The sequence below is a fragment of the Bacillus sp. Hm123 genome (assembly GCF_051842975.2).
Lineage (GTDB): Bacteria > Bacillota > Bacilli > Bacillales > Domibacillaceae > Bacillus_CE.
In genome coordinates, this window is record NZ_CM200277.1 from 213,462 (window position 1) to 235,000 (window position 21,539).

General features: G+C 39.5%; 20 protein-coding genes and 2 pseudogenes (1 of these 22 only partly in view). 21 read left to right on the forward strand and 1 reads right to left on the reverse strand.

Features of this window, described 5'->3' with window-relative positions:
* The first annotated feature begins 64 nt into the window (after positions 1–64).
* The 15 genes and pseudogenes from ACSVDJ_RS01280 to ACSVDJ_RS01350 all read left to right on the forward strand — a co-directional run bounded on the left by ACSVDJ_RS01280 (position 65) and on the right by ACSVDJ_RS01350 (position 13,891).
* The gene (locus ACSVDJ_RS01280; RefSeq protein ID WP_439170680.1) at positions 65–1,597 is read left to right on the forward strand and encodes a BCCT family transporter; all 1,533 of its coding nucleotides are present in this window, start codon (positions 65–67) and stop codon (positions 1,595–1,597) included.
* 179 nt (positions 1,598–1,776) lie between these two features.
* Entirely contained in the window at positions 1,777–1,959 is a 183-nt protein-coding gene (locus ACSVDJ_RS01285) for a hypothetical protein (RefSeq protein ID WP_439170745.1), read from the forward strand.
* Between the two features lie 206 nt (positions 1,960–2,165).
* Positions 2,166–2,648, forward strand: coding sequence for an RrF2 family transcriptional regulator (locus ACSVDJ_RS01290; protein ID WP_439170678.1), 483 nt, complete (start codon positions 2,166–2,168; stop codon positions 2,646–2,648).
* 15 nt (positions 2,649–2,663) lie between these two features.
* Positions 2,664–3,608, forward strand: coding sequence for an LLM class oxidoreductase (locus tag ACSVDJ_RS01295; RefSeq protein WP_439170677.1), 945 nt, complete (start codon positions 2,664–2,666; stop codon positions 3,606–3,608).
* A 40-nt stretch (positions 3,609–3,648) separates the two neighbouring features.
* Positions 3,649–3,876, forward strand: a complete 228-nt coding sequence (locus ACSVDJ_RS01300; RefSeq protein ID WP_439170676.1) for a DUF896 domain-containing protein — start codon at positions 3,649–3,651, stop codon at positions 3,874–3,876.
* The gene (locus ACSVDJ_RS01305; RefSeq protein ID WP_439170674.1) at positions 3,873–4,871 is read left to right on the forward strand and encodes an LLM class flavin-dependent oxidoreductase; all 999 of its coding nucleotides are present in this window, start codon (positions 3,873–3,875) and stop codon (positions 4,869–4,871) included. Before ACSVDJ_RS01300 ends, ACSVDJ_RS01305 begins: the two co-directional genes overlap by 4 nt.
* 314 nt (positions 4,872–5,185) lie before the next feature.
* On the forward strand, positions 5,186–5,701 hold the full coding sequence (locus ACSVDJ_RS01310) for a GrpB family protein (protein WP_439170672.1): 516 nt from the start codon (positions 5,186–5,188) through the stop codon (positions 5,699–5,701).
* A gap of 339 nt (positions 5,702–6,040) precedes the next feature.
* Positions 6,041–6,913, forward strand: a complete 873-nt coding sequence (locus ACSVDJ_RS01315; protein ID WP_439170670.1) for an aminoglycoside 6-adenylyltransferase — start codon at positions 6,041–6,043, stop codon at positions 6,911–6,913.
* Positions 6,900–7,643 (forward strand): amidohydrolase family protein, encoded by a 744-nt coding sequence (locus ACSVDJ_RS01320; protein ID WP_439170739.1) that lies wholly within the window; start codon positions 6,900–6,902, stop codon positions 7,641–7,643. The genes ACSVDJ_RS01315 and ACSVDJ_RS01320 overlap by 14 nt, the downstream gene beginning before the upstream one ends.
* A 169-nt stretch (positions 7,644–7,812) precedes the next feature.
* The gene (locus ACSVDJ_RS01325; RefSeq protein ID WP_439170669.1) at positions 7,813–8,160 is read left to right on the forward strand and encodes a PadR family transcriptional regulator; all 348 of its coding nucleotides are present in this window, start codon (positions 7,813–7,815) and stop codon (positions 8,158–8,160) included.
* A complete protein-coding gene (locus ACSVDJ_RS01330) occupies positions 8,147–9,142 on the forward strand; it encodes an HAAS signaling domain-containing protein (RefSeq protein ID WP_439170737.1) in 996 nt (331 codons plus the stop codon). The genes ACSVDJ_RS01325 and ACSVDJ_RS01330 overlap by 14 nt, the downstream gene beginning before the upstream one ends.
* Positions 9,143–9,708: 566 nt before the next feature.
* Positions 9,709–12,348 (forward strand): cation-translocating P-type ATPase, encoded by a 2,640-nt coding sequence (locus ACSVDJ_RS01335; RefSeq protein ID WP_439170668.1) that lies wholly within the window; start codon positions 9,709–9,711, stop codon positions 12,346–12,348.
* Between the two features lie 73 nt (positions 12,349–12,421).
* Complete coding sequence (locus ACSVDJ_RS01340; protein ID WP_439170667.1) at positions 12,422–12,907, forward strand: GNAT family N-acetyltransferase; 486 nt, start codon at positions 12,422–12,424, stop codon at positions 12,905–12,907.
* A gap of 61 nt (positions 12,908–12,968) precedes the next feature.
* Positions 12,969–13,133, forward strand: a pseudogene (locus ACSVDJ_RS01345) (general stress protein); the annotation flags it as partial.
* A 53-nt stretch (positions 13,134–13,186) separates the two neighbouring features.
* The gene (locus ACSVDJ_RS01350; RefSeq protein ID WP_439170665.1) at positions 13,187–13,891 is read left to right on the forward strand and encodes a polysaccharide deacetylase family protein; all 705 of its coding nucleotides are present in this window, start codon (positions 13,187–13,189) and stop codon (positions 13,889–13,891) included.
* Between the two features lie 53 nt (positions 13,892–13,944).
* Here ACSVDJ_RS01350 and ACSVDJ_RS01355 read toward each other — a convergent pair whose 3' ends face one another.
* Entirely contained in the window at positions 13,945–14,241 is a 297-nt protein-coding gene (locus ACSVDJ_RS01355; protein WP_439170663.1) for a DUF5643 domain-containing protein, read from the reverse strand.
* A gap of 242 nt (positions 14,242–14,483) precedes the next feature.
* Between ACSVDJ_RS01355 and ACSVDJ_RS01360 the strand changes: the two genes are divergently transcribed.
* The 6 genes and pseudogenes from ACSVDJ_RS01360 to ACSVDJ_RS01385 form a co-directional block, all read left to right on the forward strand.
* Positions 14,484–15,674: an RNA-guided endonuclease InsQ/TnpB family protein gene (locus ACSVDJ_RS01360; protein ID WP_439170662.1), complete on the forward strand. Its 1,191-nt coding sequence runs from the start codon at positions 14,484–14,486 to the stop codon at positions 15,672–15,674.
* 226 nt (positions 15,675–15,900) lie between these two features.
* Positions 15,901–16,512, forward strand: a pseudogene (locus ACSVDJ_RS01365) (multicopper oxidase family protein); the annotation flags it as partial.
* A gap of 215 nt (positions 16,513–16,727) precedes the next feature.
* Complete coding sequence (locus ACSVDJ_RS01370) at positions 16,728–18,248, forward strand: helix-turn-helix domain-containing protein (protein ID WP_518619817.1); 1,521 nt, start codon at positions 16,728–16,730, stop codon at positions 18,246–18,248.
* 249 nt (positions 18,249–18,497) lie between these two features.
* Positions 18,498–19,532: a FecCD family ABC transporter permease gene (locus tag ACSVDJ_RS01375; RefSeq protein WP_439170657.1), complete on the forward strand. Its 1,035-nt coding sequence runs from the start codon at positions 18,498–18,500 to the stop codon at positions 19,530–19,532.
* Positions 19,533–20,558 (forward strand): FecCD family ABC transporter permease, encoded by a 1,026-nt coding sequence (locus ACSVDJ_RS01380; protein WP_439170655.1) that lies wholly within the window; start codon positions 19,533–19,535, stop codon positions 20,556–20,558. It begins immediately after the preceding gene.
* Positions 20,559–20,574: 16 nt separating this feature from the next.
* A protein-coding gene (locus ACSVDJ_RS01385; RefSeq protein ID WP_518619820.1) for an ABC transporter substrate-binding protein crosses the window boundary here: on the forward strand, positions 20,575–21,539 show its 5' portion. 7 nt of this gene lie beyond the right edge of the window; the window shows 965 of its 972 coding nt (coding positions 1–965); its start codon is at positions 20,575–20,577; its stop codon lies beyond the right edge, outside the window.

Sequence of the window (21,539 nt, forward strand, 5' to 3'; positions counted from 1 at the left end):
TTATGAGAGAGTGTGAAAATGTGTTTTGTAAGGAGTAAAAAATTAAAAGGAGCTTATCAGCTACATGTCTAAAAACAAACAAGAAGACACTTCTTCCAATATTGATTGGCCCGTCTTTGGGTTAAGTGGAGGGCTATTATTATTATTTGTGATTGCATCGTTTTGGAACGTAGATGCAGTAAAAAATTTCGTGAATGAAGGATTCACTTGGTCAGCGAAGTACTTTGGCGCTTTCTGGCAAGTGCTATTACTATTGAATTTTGTTATTGGATTATATATTGCGTTTTCAAGGTATGGGAATATTAGACTAGGTAATTTAGAAAAGCCGGAATTAAGCACGTTTAAATGGCTTGCGATTATTATGTCGACGTTACTTGCCGGAGGAGGAGTGTTCTGGGCAGCGGCTGAGCCGATGTATCATTTCTTAACTGTACCTCCGATGCATGAGGGGATCGAGGCGGCCACACAAGGAGCGATGATGCCGGCATTAGCGCAAAGCTATATGCATTGGGGCTTTTTAGCTTGGTCCATTCTTGGGACTTTAAGTGCGGTCGTGATGATGTATGGTCATTATCATAAAGGAATGCCGATGAAACCTAGAACATTGTTATATCCAATTTTCGGGGAGAAGCTGCGAGATAGTGTGCTCGGTACGGTTGTAGATGCTTTTGCGATTATTGCGGTGGCTGCAGGAACGATCGGTCCGATAGGCTTTCTTGGGCTACAAGCGAGTTATGGGTTAAATGCTTTATTCGGTATTCCCGATGTATTTGCGACACAAATTGCGATTATTATTGCTTTAGTGATTGTAACGACGATTTCAGCGGTCACTGGACTTCATAAAGGGATTCAAGCATTAAGTGATTTCAATGTTCGCTTAGCATTAGGGTTAATTATTTTTGTCGTAATTATGGGGCCAGGTGGCTTTATCATTGATTCATTTATTTCTTCATTTGGTTTTTATGTGGACAATTTTGTTTCAATTAGTACGTTCCGTGGGAATTCAGAATGGTTGGCTGGTTGGACGGTCTTTTTCTGGGGCTGGTTTATTGGGTATGGACCGATGATGGCGATCCTTGTGAGCCGAATTTCTAGAGGTAGAACGATTCGTCAAATGATTTTATCGATTAGTCTAATCGCTCCGATTGTCACAACATTTTGGTTCACAGTCGTTGGCGGTACAGGAATATTCTTCGAGCTTGAAAATGCAGGGTCTATTTCTAATGAACTGAGCACAGGTGGTATGCCGGCTGCCATGATTGCTATTACAGAGCAATTACCACTTGGATTTATTATATCGCCATTATTTTTATTATTAACGATTGTTTTTGTGGTGACGACAGGGGACTCCATGTCTTATACAATTGCAATGGCTGTATCAGGTGAAGGGAATCCTAAAGTATGGTTACGCATTTTCTGGGGCGTGTTAATGGGAGCAATCGCTGCTATTCTTCTATTCGTTGGTGAAGGAAGTATTGACTCGTTACAAAGCTTCATTGTCGTAACAGCAGTACCTGTTTCTATCTTGCTATTACCAACATTATGGCTAGCTCCAAAAGTAGCGAAAGAGCTGTTAGTAGAGCAAAAAATTAAATAAAAATTAATAAGAAAAGGCGCATCTTAATAAGGTGCGTTTTTTTTTAACAAACTGACCACAAGTAAAAGTTTACGGTTATCTTGCCTTAGTTTATATTGTCAGTAATAAACATATTAAAACATTTATTAGTATTATTGGGTAAATGCTGTTAGACTAAAATCGCAAGGGAGGTGATTGAATTGAACAAGATGTTTTTAGGCCTTATCTTTGTCGCGGTAGGTATTACTTTCTTAATGGTATCATTAACAGTATCGGCGCCAACCGTATTATGGGGAGTTTCACTCGGAACAAGCATAATTTTGAATATTGCAGGGGCTACAGCCTTAATGCAATATATTAAAACAACAAAAGAGAGCTATTGATTTACATAAACAAACAACGAGAGTGGCTATATAGCTACTCTCGTTGTTTGTTTAGGAATAGCTTTATTTTTTGAGGAGCGCGTTTTATCATCCCTGGATTTTTTCTTAAAAGTTTACTTGAATAAAGTTTCGAGTTATAATCACTAATGTGGATAATTAATATCCACGTTTTAATTTGAAGTGTGAATGTAAGGGAGGTAGCTGTAATGAAGATTAAAACAGGAGTAGAACAATCGGTATATACGTTAATTTTGCTGAACATGTTGCCGGAAAAAGCGGTATTGCCTGGGGAAGCGATCAGCCTTCAATTAGGAACTTCACGTACGTACTCTCTGAAATTATTGAGAAAGTTAGTCAATGCAGACTTAATTTCTTCTACAGCCGGTGTAAAAGGCGGTTATAAGTTAAATAAAAAGTCTGAAGATATTTCAATATATGATGTTTATATAGCAACGACGGATGATCAGTCCCTTTACTCTCCTAGTGGCATTCTCAAAGATATGCTCGATTTAGGTGAGGACGATGATTGTTGTTTGTTAATGGAGTTGATGGATGAGGTTGAATCGGCGTGGAAGTATATATTGAAGCGTGAAACGATTGCTTCTTTATATGAAAGAATTCAAGTACCTAAATTTCAAGAGAAGCTAGTAGCTGTACAACAAATGATTAATGAGAAGATGATTCTTTAAGGTAGGAGGGATAGCTTGGAACATTTTCAAACGCATAACGGTTTTGCACGTGCTTTTCGAGAGAAGCATTTAACACTTGGATTTCTATTACCTTTAGAGTCATACTCAGGGAGCTTTCCCAAAATGGATATTGAGGAGCAAATAGACCTTGTTAAAAAAGTGGATCAAATGGGCTTTGCTTCATTGTTTGTAAGAGATGCTCCTATTTATGATCCGAACTTTGGAGATGTAGGCTTTCTGTATGATCCATTTCTGTTTTTAACATACGCAGCAGCACATACTGAAAAAATAGCACTGGGAACTTCCAGTATCGTGACAACATTACGACATCCGCTGCATTTGGCAAAAACGGCTGCTTCATTAGATCGACTATCTAACCAGCGATTTATATTTGGAGTGGCAACAGGAGACCGAGCGATTGAGTTTCCAACATTTAAAGTAAATCCCGAGCACAAAGGCGAGTTATTTAGAGAAGCGATTACAGTGATGAGAAAAGCATGGAAAGAATCATTTCCTCATATTCAAACGGAACATATAGAGATGACAGAGGGAGATATTGTTCCGAAACCATTGCTCGGCGATATACCTATTTTCGGAAGTGGCTATTCTAGACAAACGATCGATTGGCTAGCTGAACATACAGATGGCTGGATGTTTTATCCTCAAAATATTAACGATCAAAAGACACTTATTAAAAAGTGGTCTGAAGCATCAAGTACATTCAGACCATTCGTACAACCGATAGCCATTGATTTATCTGAAAAACCAAATGAATTTCCAAAGCCGATAACAGGTGGATTTAGAGCAGGTCGTAAATTTTTAATTGAATATCTGAAAGCTTATCAAGCTGCTGGTGTCAATCATGTGGTTTTTGTGTTGAAACCAGGAAAGCGACCAGCAAAGGAAACTATTCAAGAGCTAGGAGAAGAGGTTCTGCCTTATTTTCCATCGAACGCTTAAAGCGAAATAAATAGAACAAGAGAAAAGGAAGTGAAAAGAGATGATTCAAGAATTAGAGCGTATCAATGAATTGGCGAAAATTCAGCGTGAAAAAGGGCTAACGGATGCTGAAAAAGTGGAGCAGAAAAAGCTTCGTGAAAACTATTTAAAGCAAATTCGTGGGCAAGTTGTTCATAGTATTTCGAACTTAACCGTAGTTGATCCACTTGGAAATGATGTAACTCCAGAAAAACTACGTAAACAAAGAGAAAAGGAGGATGAATTATGAGGGTCAGTCTGTTAGATCAAGCACGTGTAATGAGTGGAAGTACGGCGATGGAAGCACTGAAAAATGCAGAAGAACTGGCTATTTTAGCGGATGAATTAGGTTATTATCGAATGTGGCTAGCTGAACACCATGGGATCGATGTGGTTGCCAGCTCAGCTCCTGAAATATCAGTAGCTCATTTGGCGACTAAGACAAAGAACCTTCGCCTTGGAACAGGCGGAGTGATGATGATGCACTATTCACCATTAAAGCTAGCGGAAGTGTTCAAAACGTTGAGTGCTTATGCACCCGGACGGATTGATTTTGGTGTGGGACGAGCACCAGGAGGAGATGGTCATGCCATCTATGCTTTATCTGAGGGGCGAGAACCACAGATGCACAATATGTATGAAAAGCTAGAACAAACATTGCAGTATATGAATGATGAGGTGCCGAGTGATCATCCGTATAATAAAACGATCGCCATGCCATCTCAAGTAACTTTGCCGGAAGCTTGGTTATTAGGTTCGTCGGGGAATAGCGCTGTTCAAGCAGGACGTATGGGGATTGGCTATTCATTTGCGCAATTTTTCAATGGAACTATGACGCAAGAGATTTTAGACTCATATAGAAGAAACTTTAAGCCGACAGCGTTTTTAGGCAAGCCAAATATTATCGTCACCTATATGGTTACCACAGCTGAAACGAAAGAAGAGGCAGAATTTGAGGCGTTACCGTATGACATTTCACAATTATGGTTAGTGAATGGACAAATAAAACCTCCGTTGACACCAGAAGAGGCACAGGAATATCCGTTAACGGAAATGGATAAAATGACGATTCAAGAATTTCGCAGACGTCAAATGCATTTAGTCGGTGATGTAAAAGAAATTGCAACACATTTGCAAGCAGAACAAGCCGTATATGGCTTTGATGAAGCAATGATTATGAGCGTTCCTCATTCACAACAAAAACGCTTGAATGTTTATCGCTTATTAGCTAGGGAATTACTGTAAAGCACCGCGACATCGCGGTGCTTCATTTTTTTATGATAATTTCAAATGTAATATTGGATAAGGACGCCCCGCAGGATCTGTCAGCTCCTCACTGATAATCAGAAATCCATTATTTAAGTAGAATCTTGTCGCACTCTCGTTTTGTTTGTTGACATCGACGGTCGTGATTTCAAAGTCATTGATTAATGATTACATGATTTGTTTTCCGTACCCTTTTCATTCTTGTTTGCTAATTTTTAGTATACAAAAGATATTACTGTTAGTATAATATTTTCTATTATTTGGGTAGTGATTATTGTAAAGGAGGACTTATTTTGAGAAAAACAAAAATATGTGTTTGGACGGAAGACTGGGGGAAATTATACAGTCAGGAAGAAGGAGTGCTAAAAGGGATATTCGGAGATGAACTAGTTGATATTTTTCATATTGGCAGTACGTCCATACCAACAATCGGTTATGCGAAGCCGATTATCGATATTTTGATTGTCGTAAAAGATATTGAAAAAGTAGATTCATATAATGGTGACATGTTAGCCGTTGGATATGAAGCGAGAGGTGAATTTGGAATCGTCGGGAGAAGGTACTTTCCGAAAGGTGGCGATAATCGAACGCATCATGTGCATATTTTCCAAGTCGGCAGTGAGCATATACAAACTCATTTAGATTTCAAAGAATATTTGCTCAACCATCCTATGGACGCTAAAAGGTATGGGGAACTAAAATTAAACTTAGCCGAACAATTTCCGAACGAACATCGTAAGTACCAAGAGGGAAAACAACCTTTTGTTCGTGAACTAGTCGGTAAAGTGCAAGCGTGGGCAAAGGGGTAAATGAAGGGGTTAATTGTTAATTGGTCGAAGTGAATCAAGGATAACTGTTAAGTGTTTGATTGAAAACAGTATAGAACATCCTTAATGATCAGTTAAGAAGGAGGTCAATGTATTCAGTTCCGCTAATTGGATCGGTATTCTCTCGACAGTATTTATCATCCTTTGTTTTTATTTTTCATTAACGTTCTTTCAACATTTGAAAAGTGACAACGAGAGAATGATCATCCAATCGAAATTAGCTGCGGTCATTTGTTTAGCGATTGCGTTATTAGTGCCAACTCTATACAACTTATACATATTTAATAAGGTGATGCAATAGCATTTTGGAGGTGAATAGCCGTGAGAAGTGAAAAAGAAATGCTTGATTTAATAGTAGGAATAGCTCAAAAAGATGAGAGAATTCGAGCGGTGTATATGAACGGTTCAAGAACGAATCCTAACGCACCAAAAGATATTTTTCAAGATTACGATATTGTTTATGTCGTGACGGAAACAGCACCTTTTATTAACGATAAGACATGGCTTCAGACTTTTGGTGATCTGCTCATGATGCAAGAACCTGATAAAAATGATCAATCAGTTGATTTTGACAAATCTTATGGGTATTTAATGCTCTTTACAGATGGGAATCGTATCGACCTTCGTCTCGAAGCTATGGATACAATGGTTAGTAGCTACGTAAGTGATTCATTGACTGTGCCATTATTAGATAAGGACAATACTTTACCACTCATTCCTGCTGCTTCAGACATTGACTATCATGTAAAAGAGCCGACAGAATCTATGTTTATGAGTTGTTGCAATGATTTTTGGTGGTGTTTACAAAACGTTGCGAAAGGGATTTGGCGTGATGAATTGCCCTATGCCAAGCAAATGTTTGAATGTGTAATTAGAGCTGAATTGGATGAAATGGTTTCGTGGTGGATTGGCACAAAACATGATTTTCAAGTGTCATCAGGGAAAATGGGAAAGTATTTCAAAAAGTATCTTCCTGCATCGTATTGGGAGATGTATGAAAAAACGTATTCTGACCATGAGTATGAGCATTTTTGGGATTCGATCTTTGTCACTTGTGAATTGTTTAGAACGTTAGCCAAAGAGGTGGCAGATCATTTGTTGTTCACCTATTCGATGGATGACGATATGAACATGACGGAGTATCTGAGAGGTGTGCGAAATTTGATAGGAGGCGAAAGTGATAACAGTTTTTGATTCCCACTTCCATATTATTGATACGAGGTTCCCTTTGATTGAGAACCAAGGATTTATGCCTGATGCTTTTACTTGTCTAGATTACCTTCACCGTGTAAGGAATTTGAATGTGGTAGGAGGTGCTGTTGTATCCGGATCTTTTCAATGGTTTGACCAATCATATTTAGTTGATGCCCTACAAACGTTAGGTGAAAACTACGTTGGTGTTACTCAATTGCCTTACAATACAGCAGATGATGACATTATTAAGTTGAATACATTTGGTGTGCGGGGCATCCGTTTTAATGTAAATCGTGGTGGATCGGAGGATATATCACATTTAGACTATTTTGCGCGAAGGGTTTACGAGTTGGTTCATTGGCATGTCGAGCTATACGTTCATTCTCATGCCTTAACAGAGATTGCGCCAGTAGTTGAAAAACTTCCTGCCGTTTCTATCGACCATTTGGGGTTATCAAAAAGTGGTTTTTCCACTCTGTTACCTTTAGTTGATAAAGGAGTAAAAGTAAAAGCGACTGGTTTCGGAAGAATTGATTTCGATGCTGGGGAGGCACTCAAGACTATTTATGCCACTAACCCAGATGCGTTAATGTTTGGAACAGACTTGCCTTCAACGAGAGCTAAACGACCTTTTAGATTTTTGGATATAGAATTGATTTATAGTATTTTTGAAGAAAAACAAGCGGAAAAAGTTTTATATAAGAATGCTGTGGATTGGTATTTTAGTTGAAGCAACGAACATTAAATGGCCGTCAATCTTTTTCGAGTGATGTCAAAAAGTTTTTTACGACTTTTTGACGTCACTTTTTTTAATTGATGTTGTAACAACAATAGTGTATGGTACATAGTATAAAACATATACTGTATGACATATAGTAATTGAGGAATGAGGTGGGTGAATGAGTACTTTATTGAATTCACTAATGACGGAACTTAGGCGAGGAACATTGACGTTGGCTGTTTTAAGTCAATTGAGAACCCCGCAATATGGTTATTCGCTTGTTCAGTTGTTAGAGGAATCGGGTATTACTATTGATCAAAGTACGTTATATCCTTTGCTTCGCCGCTTAGAAAAACAGGAGTTAGTGACGAGTAGTTGGGATAAATCTGAGAGCAGACCCCGTAAATATTATGTTTTAAGCGAGTATGGACTGGAAATCTTTTTGCAGTTAAAGAAAGAATGGCTGAACAACACGAAAGAGCTCTACAGCTTATTAAAAGGGGAGGAAGATGATGAATCTGATTGAGATTTATATCCAAGAAGTGACTCGGAGATTGCCTGAAAAAAGTCGTGAGGATATTGCTTTGGAGTTACGGTCAACTATTGAGGATATGCTACCTGATGATTACGACGAAGAAGATGTAAAGCTAGTTCTTGAGAAGTTAGGGAACCCTGTTACATTAGCTAGTGGATATAGAGATCAACCTATGCATCTTATTGGTCCGCGCTATTTTGATGTATATGTTTCGTTGCTGAAAATGATTGTGCCAATCGCCGCTGTGATTTCATTGATCTCGATGGTTGATGAATTTTTGATCGGGTACGATGGAGCAGAATCAGTAACAAATATTGTTTTGACTATTGTGGGGGGAGGTATATGGACAATTATTGAAGTAGGCATTCAAACATTCTTTTGGTTGACGCTAGTATTCGCTATTATCGAACGTGTAGATACTGGGCAAGATCAACAGCCGCTTACAACGTCACTTTCAAAATGGACACCGGATGATTTGAGGAACATCCCGCATATTCCTAAGAAAAAAATGATTGCGAAGTTTGAAGTATTCGGAAGTTTGATGTGGACGGCAATTTGGGCAACTGTTTATTTTTATGCGAATCGTCTTTTAGGTGTATATAGAGGAGGAGACAACGGGCTTGAATTCATGGCTCCTGCTTTCAATCAAGATGTTTTACTTTCATATTGGCCAATTATTCTTGTTGTAATTGTTTGCGAAATAGCAATGGCTATTTATAAATTAATCAAAGGACAGTGGACGAAAACAATGGCAATCTGTAATGCTGTCCTCCAGCTTGTGACAACGGTTGTATTCACTGTCATATTCCTAAGCCCGAATATAATGAACGAGAATTTTATCATATATATGAAGGATGTATTCATTATTTCCGTTAAACAATTTGAAGTATGGTTTTTGGGCGGAGTCATCATTATCTTTATCATATCTGCGGCAATTAGTGTGTTCGATGGCTTCCGAAAGGCTAGGATTTGATAATATGTACAGGGGTCGGATCAGGGACGAACAAGTAGGATAACGGTCATTATCAAAACAAAACATCAGTGAATACGCGTTAGGGTGATGCCAAAAAGTTGTTATTTTAACGACCTTTTGGCATCACCTTTTTTTATGATTAGAGTAATTTTAAAAAGCGATGAGAACATCGAAGAAAGTGTGCTCAAGGTCAAAGAACCAATGAGAAAGTCGAAGAAAGTGCTCACAAGGTCAAAGAACCAATTAGAAAGTTGAAGAAAGTGCCCACAAGGTCAAAGAACTAATTAGAAAGTCGAAGAAAGTGCCCGCAAAGTCAAAGAACTAATTAGAAAGTCGAAGAAAGTGCCCACAAGGTCAAAGAACCAATTAGAAAGTCGAAGAAAATACACACAAGATCAAAGAGCCCCCTCATAAAGTCGCTCCCGCTTATTCTCTCCCCAACAACGACTGTATCATTAGGAATACGATTATTATTATGGCAAAATATACATATGTAAGTAAGAGACACTGATTGTCGAAGTTGTCTAAAGTCCACTATAAATAAGAAGAGAAGCAGGTGAGGAAAGATGGAGTTTTATCAACAGAGAAAAGAAGATGTACTAGCAACTATTGATTCCGATGAGCAAGGATTATCTAGTGAGGAGGTACAATCGCGTCTTAAGCGGGACGGCTACAATGAAATAGAGGATAAAGGCAAAATACCTACTTGGAAGCTGTTTTTAGAGACGTTTAAAGACCCGATGGTGGTCGTTCTTCTCGTAGCTGCAGGGGTACAAATCCTGATTGGTGAAGTTGTTGAGTCAATTATTATTTTTCTTGTGCTGCTCATTAACTCGGTAATTAGTGTTGTGCAGACGAGGAAAGCGGAAAGCTCTTTAGAGGCCTTGCGAGACTTATCTGCACCAGAGGCGAAGGTCATTCGCGATGGCACGAAGCAAACCGTCGCGGCGAGAGAGCTCGTACGAGGAGATGTGGTATTTCTTGAAGCGGGGGACTATGTTCCTGCTGATGGACGTATGTTAGAAAGCGGCTCGTTGAAAGTAAACGAAGGGATGTTAACAGGTGAGTCGGAAGCTGTCAACAAATCTACCGAAGTGATTACAGGAGAAGCCGCTCTTGGTGATCGTCTTAATATGGTGTTTAGTAGCTCGTTAGTCGTTTACGGACATGGTAGTTTTGTCGTGACGGGGACAGCGGAGAGAACAGAGGTCGGAAAGATTGCTGATATGATTTCAACCGCGGAGCAAAAAGAAACGCCGCTACAGCGAAAGTTAGATGATTTTAGTAAAAAGCTCGGCATCGGTATTCTATTGCTTTGTATTATCATTTTTGCTGTGCAAGCGGCTCGTATTTGGTTTGGCGGTGGTGAGGAAGATACGACGACGGCTTTACTGAATGCATTGATGTTTTCTGTGGCGATTGCGGTGGCAGCCATACCAGAAGCTTTGCAATCGATTGTCACGATTGTATTATCGGTCGGGACGAATAAGATGGCGAAGCAGCACGCCATTATTCGAAAGCTACCCGCTGTGGAAACGTTAGGATCAACGAGTATCATTTGTACAGATAAAACGGGGACACTTACGCAAAACAAGATGACGGTTACCGATTATTTTTTACCTGTGAAGAAAAATGAACGCTTGCCGGATCATCCAAATGAATGGGATCAATCCGAGCGATTGCTTGTTCATATAGCGGCACTTTGTAATGATTCTTACATTAATGATGACGGTCAGGAAGTAGGGGACCCGACAGAGGTTGCCTTGATCAACTTTGCTAATAAACATGCGCATGAATATGAGTCGTTGCGTGAAACATATGAACGCTTAGCGGAAATTCCTTTTGACTCGGATCGTAAGTTAATGTCCACGGTACATACGATAGATGGAGACACGATGATGCTGACAAAAGGTGGTCCCGATGTGATGTTCACCCGTGCAAGTTACGTGCTTGTAGATGGAGAAGAGCAACCGATGACGGATGATTTACGCGCACGTTTCGAGGGAGCGAATGAGGGGTTTTCTAATCAGGCATTAAGGGTGTTAGCATATGGCTATAAGCGTTTGCCAGAGGGGAAAACAGCGATTGACCGTGATGATGAGCATGATCTTGTGTTAGTTGGTTTAACGGCGATGATGGACCCACCGAGAGAAGCGGTATATGGATCGATAGAAGAAGCGAAAAAGGCTGGCATTCGGACAATTATGATTACCGGTGATCACAAAACGACGGCACAAGCGATTGGGCGTGATATCGGCTTAATGGAAGAAAATGATCTTGCTGTGACTGGGCAAGAGCTTGATGCGATGTCGGAAGCAGAGTTAGATCAAAAGTTAGACAAAATCTCCGTCTATGCGCGCGTATCTCCTGAAAATAAAATTCGCATCGTTCGAGCGTGGCAGAAAAAAGCGGCTGTGACGGCGATGACGGGGGATGGGGTTAATGATGCTCCCGCATTGAAGCAAGCGGATATCGGAATTGCGATGGGAAGCGGTACTGATGTGGCGAAGGATTCGGCGGCAATGATTTTAACGGATGATAACTTTGTTTCGATTGTCAATGCCGTTCAAGTCGGAAGAACCGTGTTTGATAACATTAAAAAGGCGATTAGTTATTTATTTGCCGGCAATTTAGGGGCAATTATCGCCATCCTATATGCCGTTACATTTAACTTACCGAACCCATTCACTGCTTTGCAGCTGCTATTTATTAACCTTGTGAACGATTCGTTACCTGCTATTGCTTTAGGGGTAGAAAAATCAGAGCCGAACGTGATGAAGAAAAAGCCGCGCCCTATTAATGAGGGAATCTTTGCAGATGGCATGATGAGAGCGGTGTTGACACGTGGAATACTCATCGGGATTGCCGTGATTATTTCCTTTTATATCGGTTTGTCTCACTCAGATGAAATGGGCGTCGCTATGGCATTTACGACGCTAATTCTTTCGAGAACATTGCAAACCTTCGCCGCTCGATCAAATGCACAAACAGCGATCAAGATCGGGCTATTTAGCAACAAATATGTCATTGGTGCGGTTGTGTTAGGGTTCATCCTATACGGCATCACTGTTCTACCATTTGCCCGCGATGTATTCAGTATTCCAGCTGAATTTGGTCTAACAGACTGGCTGATTGCAGCAGGATTAGCAGGAGGAGCTGTTGTTTTAATGGAAATTGCGAAGGTGATTTGGTATCGTAAAAAATAACATTTTTTGAACTAGATGGCTGGCACTAATATAGGGTGCCAGCTTTTTAACCAGCAAAAAGGAGAGATAGAGTATGAATCAACTAAACTATAAGAAATTTGCAGCAAAAGATTTTAATGATTATTTTCAATTAGTATCAAATGAACAAGTGATGGCGCAAATTACAGAGCGCGCTATTCCGTTAGAAGAGGCTCAAGCAGACTACCAAAAACTATTAGAACGGAATGGAAAGCATGAGCTATATGGCTCGTATAAAGTGTATGATAGTTCCTCAGGTGAATATATAGGGCTTGGTCATTTAACGTTGAATGAAGATCAAACCGAAGAAGCTGAAATTGGCTATATGCTATTACCTGCATATTGGGGAAAGGGCTATGGCAGTACGATTGCCGAACAATTAATTGAATTAGCTAAGCAAACAGAAGTGAAAATATTGAAAGCAATTATCGATCCAGGCAATATTCCGTCTAGAAAGATTTTAATTAAGCAAGGATTTACATCGGAGAAAGTTTGTGAAATGGACGGATTACCGGGAGAAATATTGAGTAGATTTATATAGGGATAAGGGGCAAGGATTGATGAAGAGAAATATAGAAAAGCGGCTCTCTTATTTATACACAGGTGAGTCGTTTGCAGGATTTATCTATGTTTTTGCTTGTCTTGAGTATATTAACTATTATCATATCCAGCTTTCATACGATAACCTGTCAGATATTAGATACCTTTTGAAATCAAAAAAGCTGAAACAAGCGTGTATGAGCAAAGATTTTAAACGGATTTCATAAGAAAAGTGGACCAAAGTTTTATTACGAAATTTTTACTAAAGGAAGGTGCATATATGAAAAAGAAGCTAATACGTATTGGAATAGGGATTGTAGTTGTGTTCGTTCTAATGATAGGTACATATAAATTAATGAACTCTAGAACGTATCAACTTTTTGGAAGTTTAACAAATCAAGTAGAGACGACTCAAAAGGTTGTGGCTTTGACGTTTGATGACGGGCCGACGAAGAATACCGATCAAATTCTACAGTTATTGAATAAATACAATGTAAAGGCCACTTTCTTCCTTATTGGAGAAGAAATCGAGAAAAACTTGGAAGAGACAAAAAAGATTGTTGAAGCAGGTCATCAAATTGGGAATCACACATTCTCACATCAGCGAATGATTTTCAAAACACCATCTTACATTAAAGAAGAAATTGAAAAAACAGATCAGCTCATTCAAATGGCGGGATATAGTGAGGAAATAGATTTTCGACCGCCAAATGGTAAGAAGCTTGTCGGGTTGCCATACTACTTAAATAAGCATAATCGGGAAACGATCACTTGGAATTTAGAGCCGGACACTTATTACACTACAGCTAGTGATAAAGTGGCTTATGTAAGGGAGCATATCCAACCAGGTTCAATTATTTTAATGCACCCGATGTATGATGATACGGGAAAGGAACTTCAAGCCGCTGAAGGCATTTTACAAACACTATTAAACGAAGGATATACGTTTGTAACGGTAGATGAGTTGCGGAATTTGAAAAATTGAACAATGATCAAAAGAAAGTGACTTTCATAGTAGAGTCATTTTCTTTTGAGTCGTTATTGTAAGTCGATTTTAATCGGTTCCATTTTCTTTTCTTCTACGCCTTTGCCTGAGCCAAGCGAGAAAATAATCGTCGGAACAATTGTGAGTGATTTCGCATTTGGGTCGATTGCTTTGATCGTGCTGCTACCTTGGAAAGATAAAAGGTTATCACGACTCGTCCCACCGTTATCCTCAGCGATATAGTCATTTCCAAGGTTATCTTGAACCGTGTCAAATACAACCGATACGTGTGGCCATTTCTTCAAAACGTCTTCTTCTACAAATTGTTCGTAATGAATCACGGTTGTCATGTCGATTTTCAACAGCTGCTTTAGATAAATTTAACATAATCCGAGAGAAGTCCTCTTCCTCAAGGAGCGTGAAGGGCACAGCCCAGCGAGTAGGGAGGGGATGAATCTCGGTTCGGCACAGCCGAAAAGCGTTTGGTGGAGGACCTCCCGAACTTTGTCGAAAGAAAAAAGGATGAAAGTTTCCATTTGCTCTTGATAGGAACATACATTCGTTTTATAATGATGACAAAGGAGGGGATCTCATGTATCGAACGTTGAAAACGGGCTTTAGAGCGCCACAGTCCACGCTTCAACAGTTGTTTCACATACGTCGAATTTGCGGAACGATTTGGAATGACTGCGTGCAGCTGGCTCGGTATTATTACCGGATTCATAACAAGTGGATTAACAAAAGCAACCTTCAAGCTGAACTCAAAGGCTTGTATCCTCTTCACAGTCAGACGATCCAAGCGGTATGCCATAAGTTTTTGCATGCCCGAGAAGGAGTTCGTCAAGCGCGAAAAACGAACAAGTCTATCCGGTATCCATACAAAGAAAAATTCGTATTTCATCCTAAATGGGTGAACAAATCTTTCGCACTAAAAGGGCGCAAGCTAACACTCAGCTTAGGAAGATGGCAAGGAAAACAACAGACACCGCTCGTGTTGACGCTCGCCTCGGTTCCAGCTGGTGTGGTTAAAGAAGTAGAACTCGTCTATGATGGCCGATGGCATGCCTGTTTGTCGTATGAAGACGGCGTTAACCCTGTACCGATTCAAGACGGTCATACAGCTGCGATTGATCCAGGTGAGATTCATACGATTGCCTCTGTTAGTACTAATGGACAAGCGCTAGTGATTTCGGGCAGAAAGATGCGTAGCATTCACCGATTGCGAAATAAAAAAGTGAGAGAGCTACAAATCCTCATGAGTCGGTGTCAAAAAGGGTCCAGAAAATGGCGCCAATACAACCGGGCGAAGAAGTACATTCTCTCCAAAAGTGAACGGCAGCTAGGGGATCTCCTGCATAAGACGACTCGTGCTTTTGTGAACTGGTGTGTGGAACAAAAAGTCGGGCATGTCGCTCTTGGCGATGTGGAAGGCGTCCAGAGGCACACAAGCAAGCGGAACAAAAAACGAAAACGCTTCCGTTCCAAACAAATGAACCGAAAACTCAGCAACTGGAGCTTTGGAAAACTCACGAAACAGTTGGTTTATAAATTAGAAGCGGCTGGCGTCTCCTTATCAAAAGAAAACGAAGCCTACACAACGCAAGCATGTCCTGCTTGTGGAAAACGAAATAAAGTCCGTTCGCGAAACTACCGATGTTCTTGTGGCTATGAACGGCATCGAGATGTCCACGGTGCAGCGAATATCTTATCCCAGTACTTGCACGGGAAGTTTCGAGAAGTGATGCTAACTAGTATCACGTATCTACGTCCTGTACAGGCGTAGTAGATGGGTAGAACTGCCCCAGAGAGATGACCGTGTCTTCGATTCTCTCTCTGTTGCTTACGGTGGCAGCAAGCCGTCAAGAGACTTCTTGCGTCAAGACCACTGCTTCCATATGGGAGCGTCAGTCCCCGAGAAAGACGAGGGTGTCGTGTACACCTATGGACATCGTCCGGCTTCTGATATCGAAGGGATCGACAAGAAACCCCTACCTCAAGTGAAGTGCGAAGCGATAGGTGGGGGAGGTTCATATAAGTCACATTCAATGAAGGAAATCGAAGTTGCGCCATCTGAACGAGTGGAAGTACTCGTTGATTTCACACAGGTAAAAGGGGATAGAGTCTCGTTAGTGGATGAAAATGATGTTGTGATTTTACCGATTCATTTGAAAGAGGAGACGAGGCGAGCAGTTAACACTGCCACTACTTTGAATGCATTACCGATTTCTGAGGATGTGAAAGATCAAGAAGTCACGAAAAAAGTGAAATTAGAAGGGATGGGGAAGAATGTAACGATTAATGGTCAGAAGTTTGATATGGATCGCATCGACTTCAGACAGAAACAAAATGTGACAGAAGTATGGGAAGTAGAAAACGTGAAAGATATGATGGGTGGGATGCAGCATCCGTTCCATATTCATGGAACGCAATTTCAAGTCATTTCAATTGACGGAAAGGCGCCACCGGCTCATTTAGCTGGTTATAAAGATACAATCGCCTTAGATCCTGGGCAAAAAGCAAAAATTGCTGTGACGTTTTCGAATAAAGGGACATATATGTTTCATTGTCACATTTTAGAGCATGAAGACAATGGAATGATGGGGCAGATTGAAGTGTATTAAAGAAAAAAGGTGAGGAAGACACATATTTGATGTGTTTCCCTCATCTTTTTTTGTCATATTGATCATACATGATGCTTACACGATGTGTAGCATATCTTCGTGCTTGTAGTAGCTAAACACACCCATACCCCTTCTTACTCATGATAAAATGTGACCAATGCAAAATTTAACAAAGGATAGGTGTTTTTATGTTTGATGGAAGGTACCGTTCGAATATGTTATTTGATGTTACACAAGTATATAGCTTTAAACTATCTGATAATGCTTCTTTATCCCAATTTAAAATAGAGAATGAAAATATCGTATTGTTTGTGAAAGAAGGAGAAGCAGAGCTTTTGACTTATAAGGGACGGATATTATTGAAGAAAAATGATTTAATCATTATTCCACAAGGAACAGAAGGATTCATTAATGTTAATCCTTCTGTTTGCTATGTATCAATTATAGGCTTTCATTATGCGCTTGTTACTAGAAAAACGGGCGGTTGGGATGTTCAAGATCATGGATTGATTGAAGAAGAAAAAATCACGATAAGAAACGAGGAAGCATTTCAATCTTATTTTGAAGAATTAAACAACATTTTATCATTCCAAAAGAGTTCTTTGGCAATTAAAATATTTATTCGGTTATGGAAATTTATGATGAGGGAGCGAGAGCGGCAAAAGACTAAAGATCAGATTGGCTCCCCTTTAGAAAGATCTATTACGAACATTAAAGCGTATTTAGATGATCACTATAATGAAAAGATTCATATGGAAGAAGTAAGTCCGGTCTTCGGTATGAGCGTGTCTGCCTTTTATCAGTATTTTAAAGAACATACAGGTGTAACTCCTCTTCAATATTTAACATTGAGAAGAATTCATAAAGCGAAAAGCTTGCTGCTAACCTCTAATATGAGTGTGTATGAAATTTCTATGTTCATCGGCTATCATGATGAGTATTATTTCAGCAGAGTCTTCAAAAAATGTGTAGGTGTTTCTCCTATGAAGTTTAAGAAATCATTACAAAAGACCATTATTCTCCTGTCACCAGCTTTTTTAGGAGATTTTTATGCGTTAGGGATACCTCCGAATATTGTAACGATTCCTTCCGTCAAAAATCATCATCAAGGCTTTCTCGAACGAACAAAGATGGTTGAACTAAATATTGATGAAATTAATAAACTTCAGCCAGATTTAATTATTGGCTCTTCTCAATTTCATGCTCATTATGCTGAGTTAAATAAAATAACGGAAACAAAATTATTCCCGTTAAAAAAAGTCTCTTGGAAGGAGCATTTATTGCAGCTTGCTGAAGCATTAGGCATTGTAGAAGCCGCTCATTCGTGGATAGACTTATATGATAAGAGAGTCCGAGTGTTAAGAGAAAAGCTAAATAGGAAGTTAGAGAATGAGACGATTCTAGCTATTAGCATTGATCAAGAAAATATTCGTGTATTCGGGAAAAAACGAAGAAAAGTAAGCGAGGTTTTGTATGGAGATTTACAATTAAATGCGCCGAGAAGTATTGAACATATCGAGCTAAAAGAAATTAAAAATGGATTTGAGTTGAAGGAGTTTCAAGCTGATCATGTCCTTGTTTTTATCAACAAAGAGCAGATGGTGAGAATGGATGAACTTAAACAGTATATAGGAGGGAGTTACTACCTTATGCAACCATTCCCTTTCCTTACCTATTCAGCCATTGGGAATGAACAGTTACTAACTGAATTAGTAACACTGCTACATCTTGATTGAAATTGGAGAATTATAAAAATGAAATAGAGAATTGTCCATTTTCAAAAAGGGGCTTCTTTGTGATAATTTTATTTGAAAATGATTATCATTATTAAGAGGGAGGAAATGAACACTCATTCGGATAGGGTTATCGGTACTATAGTAAAAGAGGGACAAACCAATAAACGATGCAGAAATGGTTGGGGAGTCCGATGTAGAATGCAACTCAATAGTAATCGGTAACAGGAGGGTTTAAAGGTGTGGTGAAGAATGGAAAAGATACAGGTGAAAGATAACCACCCAATACGAGTAAGACCAGTAGCTGCGACAAGTATATTAATATTTGGAGCAATTGGGGTATTTCTTGTGATGTGCTTATCGATTTCGATAGGGGTAAGGGAGATTCAACTAAGTACAATTTGGCTTTCTTTAGTGGATTTTAATCCAAATGATGAAGTTCACCAAATTATTCGTAGCATTCGGCTGCCTAGGGTGATTGCTGGAGCGCTCGTTGGAGCAGGGTTTGCAGTTGCTGGAGCAATTATGCAGGGGATGACGAGAAATGGTTTGGCAGATCCCGGATTATTGGGAGTGAATGCAGGAGCGGGGTTTGCGTTAGTTCTAGTATTTGCTTTTTTTCCGAATTTGTCATTTGGATACGTCATACTATTTTCATTTGTTGGAGCTGGGCTAGGAGCTGGTCTCGTTTACGGAGTAGCTTTTTTCTCTAAAGGAGGTCTTTCACCTATTCGACTTGTTTTATCAGGAGCTGTAATCGGTTCCTTGCTGACGGGTTTAAGCCAAGCGATGACTTTAGTGTTTCAAGTTACATATGACCTCGCCTTTTGGTCAGCAGGAGGAATCTCCACGGCGGAGTGGTTTCAAGTGAAGGTGATGGCTCCATGGATTGTTGGAGGGCTAATTGTTTCTATTTTTTTGTCGAGGTTTATTACGATTTTAAGTTTAGGAGAAGAGGTTGCGTTAAGTTTAGGGCAACGCACGAAGCTAATAAAAGGTTTAGGTACAGTGGTCGTTTTAGTGCTTTCGGGAGCAGCAGTGTCCACAGTAGGAGGAGTAGGATTCATTGGCTTGATTGTGCCTCATATTGTTAGATATTTAGTAGGTGTTGATTATCGGTGGATTATACCATGTTCAGCTATTGTTGGTGCATTGCTTGTTGTGTTAGCTGATATTGGTGCCAAAGTTGTTAATATGCCGTATGAAACTCCACTTGGTTCGATTATTGCTGTTATTGGAGTTCCTTTTTTCCTTTATCTCGCTCGAAGGGAAAGGAGGGGGCTATAAGTGAAATTAGGTTCATTTAAGCGTCAGCGCAAAAGTTCTAGTGTAAAAGTGACGGTATTGTTTGTTGCCCTTGTTGTTCTTTCTTTTATTGTAAGTATGAATACCGGAACATTTAGTATGTCTCCATTAGAGGTGTTGCAAACACTTTTTGGTGAAGGGACAAGAAAGCAAAACTTTGTGTTATTTGATTTGCGTTTACCAAGAATGGTCATTGCTATCATGGTGGGAGCTGGATTAGCAGTGTCGGGAGCGATTTTGCAAGGGGTATCTCGGAATGAACTTGCTGATCCTGGGATATTGGGAATTAATGCGGGTGCTAGCTTCGCTGTGTTACTATTTATCTCTTTTTCTGCTAGTCAAACACAAACATCTATGTTCCTTATGCCTTTTTTAGCTTTGGTTGGAGCTGGATGTACCGCTTGCTTAATTTATATTCTTTCATTTAAAAAAGGAGAAGGCATTTCCCCTTCTCGTCTCTTATTAGTTGGAATTGCTGTAGCAGCAGGAATAAGTGCGGCTACCATTATTTTGACATTAAAATTAAACCCTAGAAATCTTGATTTCGTCGTTAGATGGCAGATGGGAGATCTTTGGGGCTCCAATTGGAAGTTTGTTCTTGCTCTGCTTCCATGGATGATACTATTACTCCCTTTTACTTACTATAAATCTAATGTTTTAAATTTATTTAGCTTAAATGAGCCATTAGCTAGAGGCTTAGGGGTTTCAATTGAAAGAGAAAGAGTGTTATTACTTTTTACAGCTGTCGGTTTGGCCGCTTCTTGTGTAGCTATAGGCGGAGGAGTTGGATTTATTGGCCTCTTAGGACCGCATATCGCCCGTCGAATCGTGGGGCCGAAACACCAAAATATGCTACCGATTACAGCTTTGGTTGGTTCATTGATTGTATTAACTTCGGATACAATCGCTCGAAGTATTATGGAAAATACAGAAATACCTGTAGGAGTAGTTATATCCTTATTGGGAGCACCGTATTTTCTGTATTTATTAATGAAGACAAAAGGTTAATTTGAAAGGAAGGTTAATGATGAAAAAGATTATAGTATTGATTGGAATGATGTTATTATTAACAGCTTGTGGTAATTCAGATCAAACTAGTGAAGCAGAGGGGAAGGCACCAGCTTCTGAAGAGAATAATTCTGCCGTTCAACAAGAAACAGCTGAATTCCCAAAAACGATTTCCCATATCAAGGGAGAGACGGAGTTAGAGAAAAAGCCTGAACGCATTGCCAGTGTTGATATTATGATTACCGATTATTTATTATTGTTAGATGAGGTTCCAATTGTTTCGGAGGGAATGATGACGAAAGAGGCATCTGAAATTTTCAATAAGTATGCGGACGGAAAAGATATTACTGATCTCGGTGGAAAAGTGAATCGAGAGACAATTGTTGAAAAATCTCCAGACCTTATTTTAATGAGTAGTGAAGGTAGAAAAGTAGAGACTTATGATGAGTTTAATAAGATGGCCCCATCTGTCGTCATTGATTTTTCAAAAGATGTACGTTCACGATTGTTACAAATTGCTGAAGTAGTCGGAAAGACAGAAAAGGCAGAAGAAGTGATTAATGATTTAGATAATAAAATATCAGAAGCGAAGAAAGTAGCAGAAAATCACAAAGATGAAAAAGTATTATTTTTGGTCTCAAATGGGAAAGACTTTACAGTGATGGACCCGAAAAAGTTTAGTGTATATTATGATGAAATTGGGTTAGTTGCTCCAGAAGGTTTACCAGAAGAAGAGAATGGTAGAGTAGGGATAGAAGCATTAACCGCATTAAATCCAGATCATATCTTTATTGCTGAAAACCGCAGAAAGATGAATACAGATGATAAATTAGGCTTGATAAATGTTTGGAAAGAAAACCCTGTATGGAAAAATTTAAAAGCTGTGAAGAGTGATCAAGTCTATGTCGTGGATACACTAGTTGGCGATACATTTTTCTTAGGGCAAATGGCGGGAGTAGAAGCGGTTATCGACAACTTAGG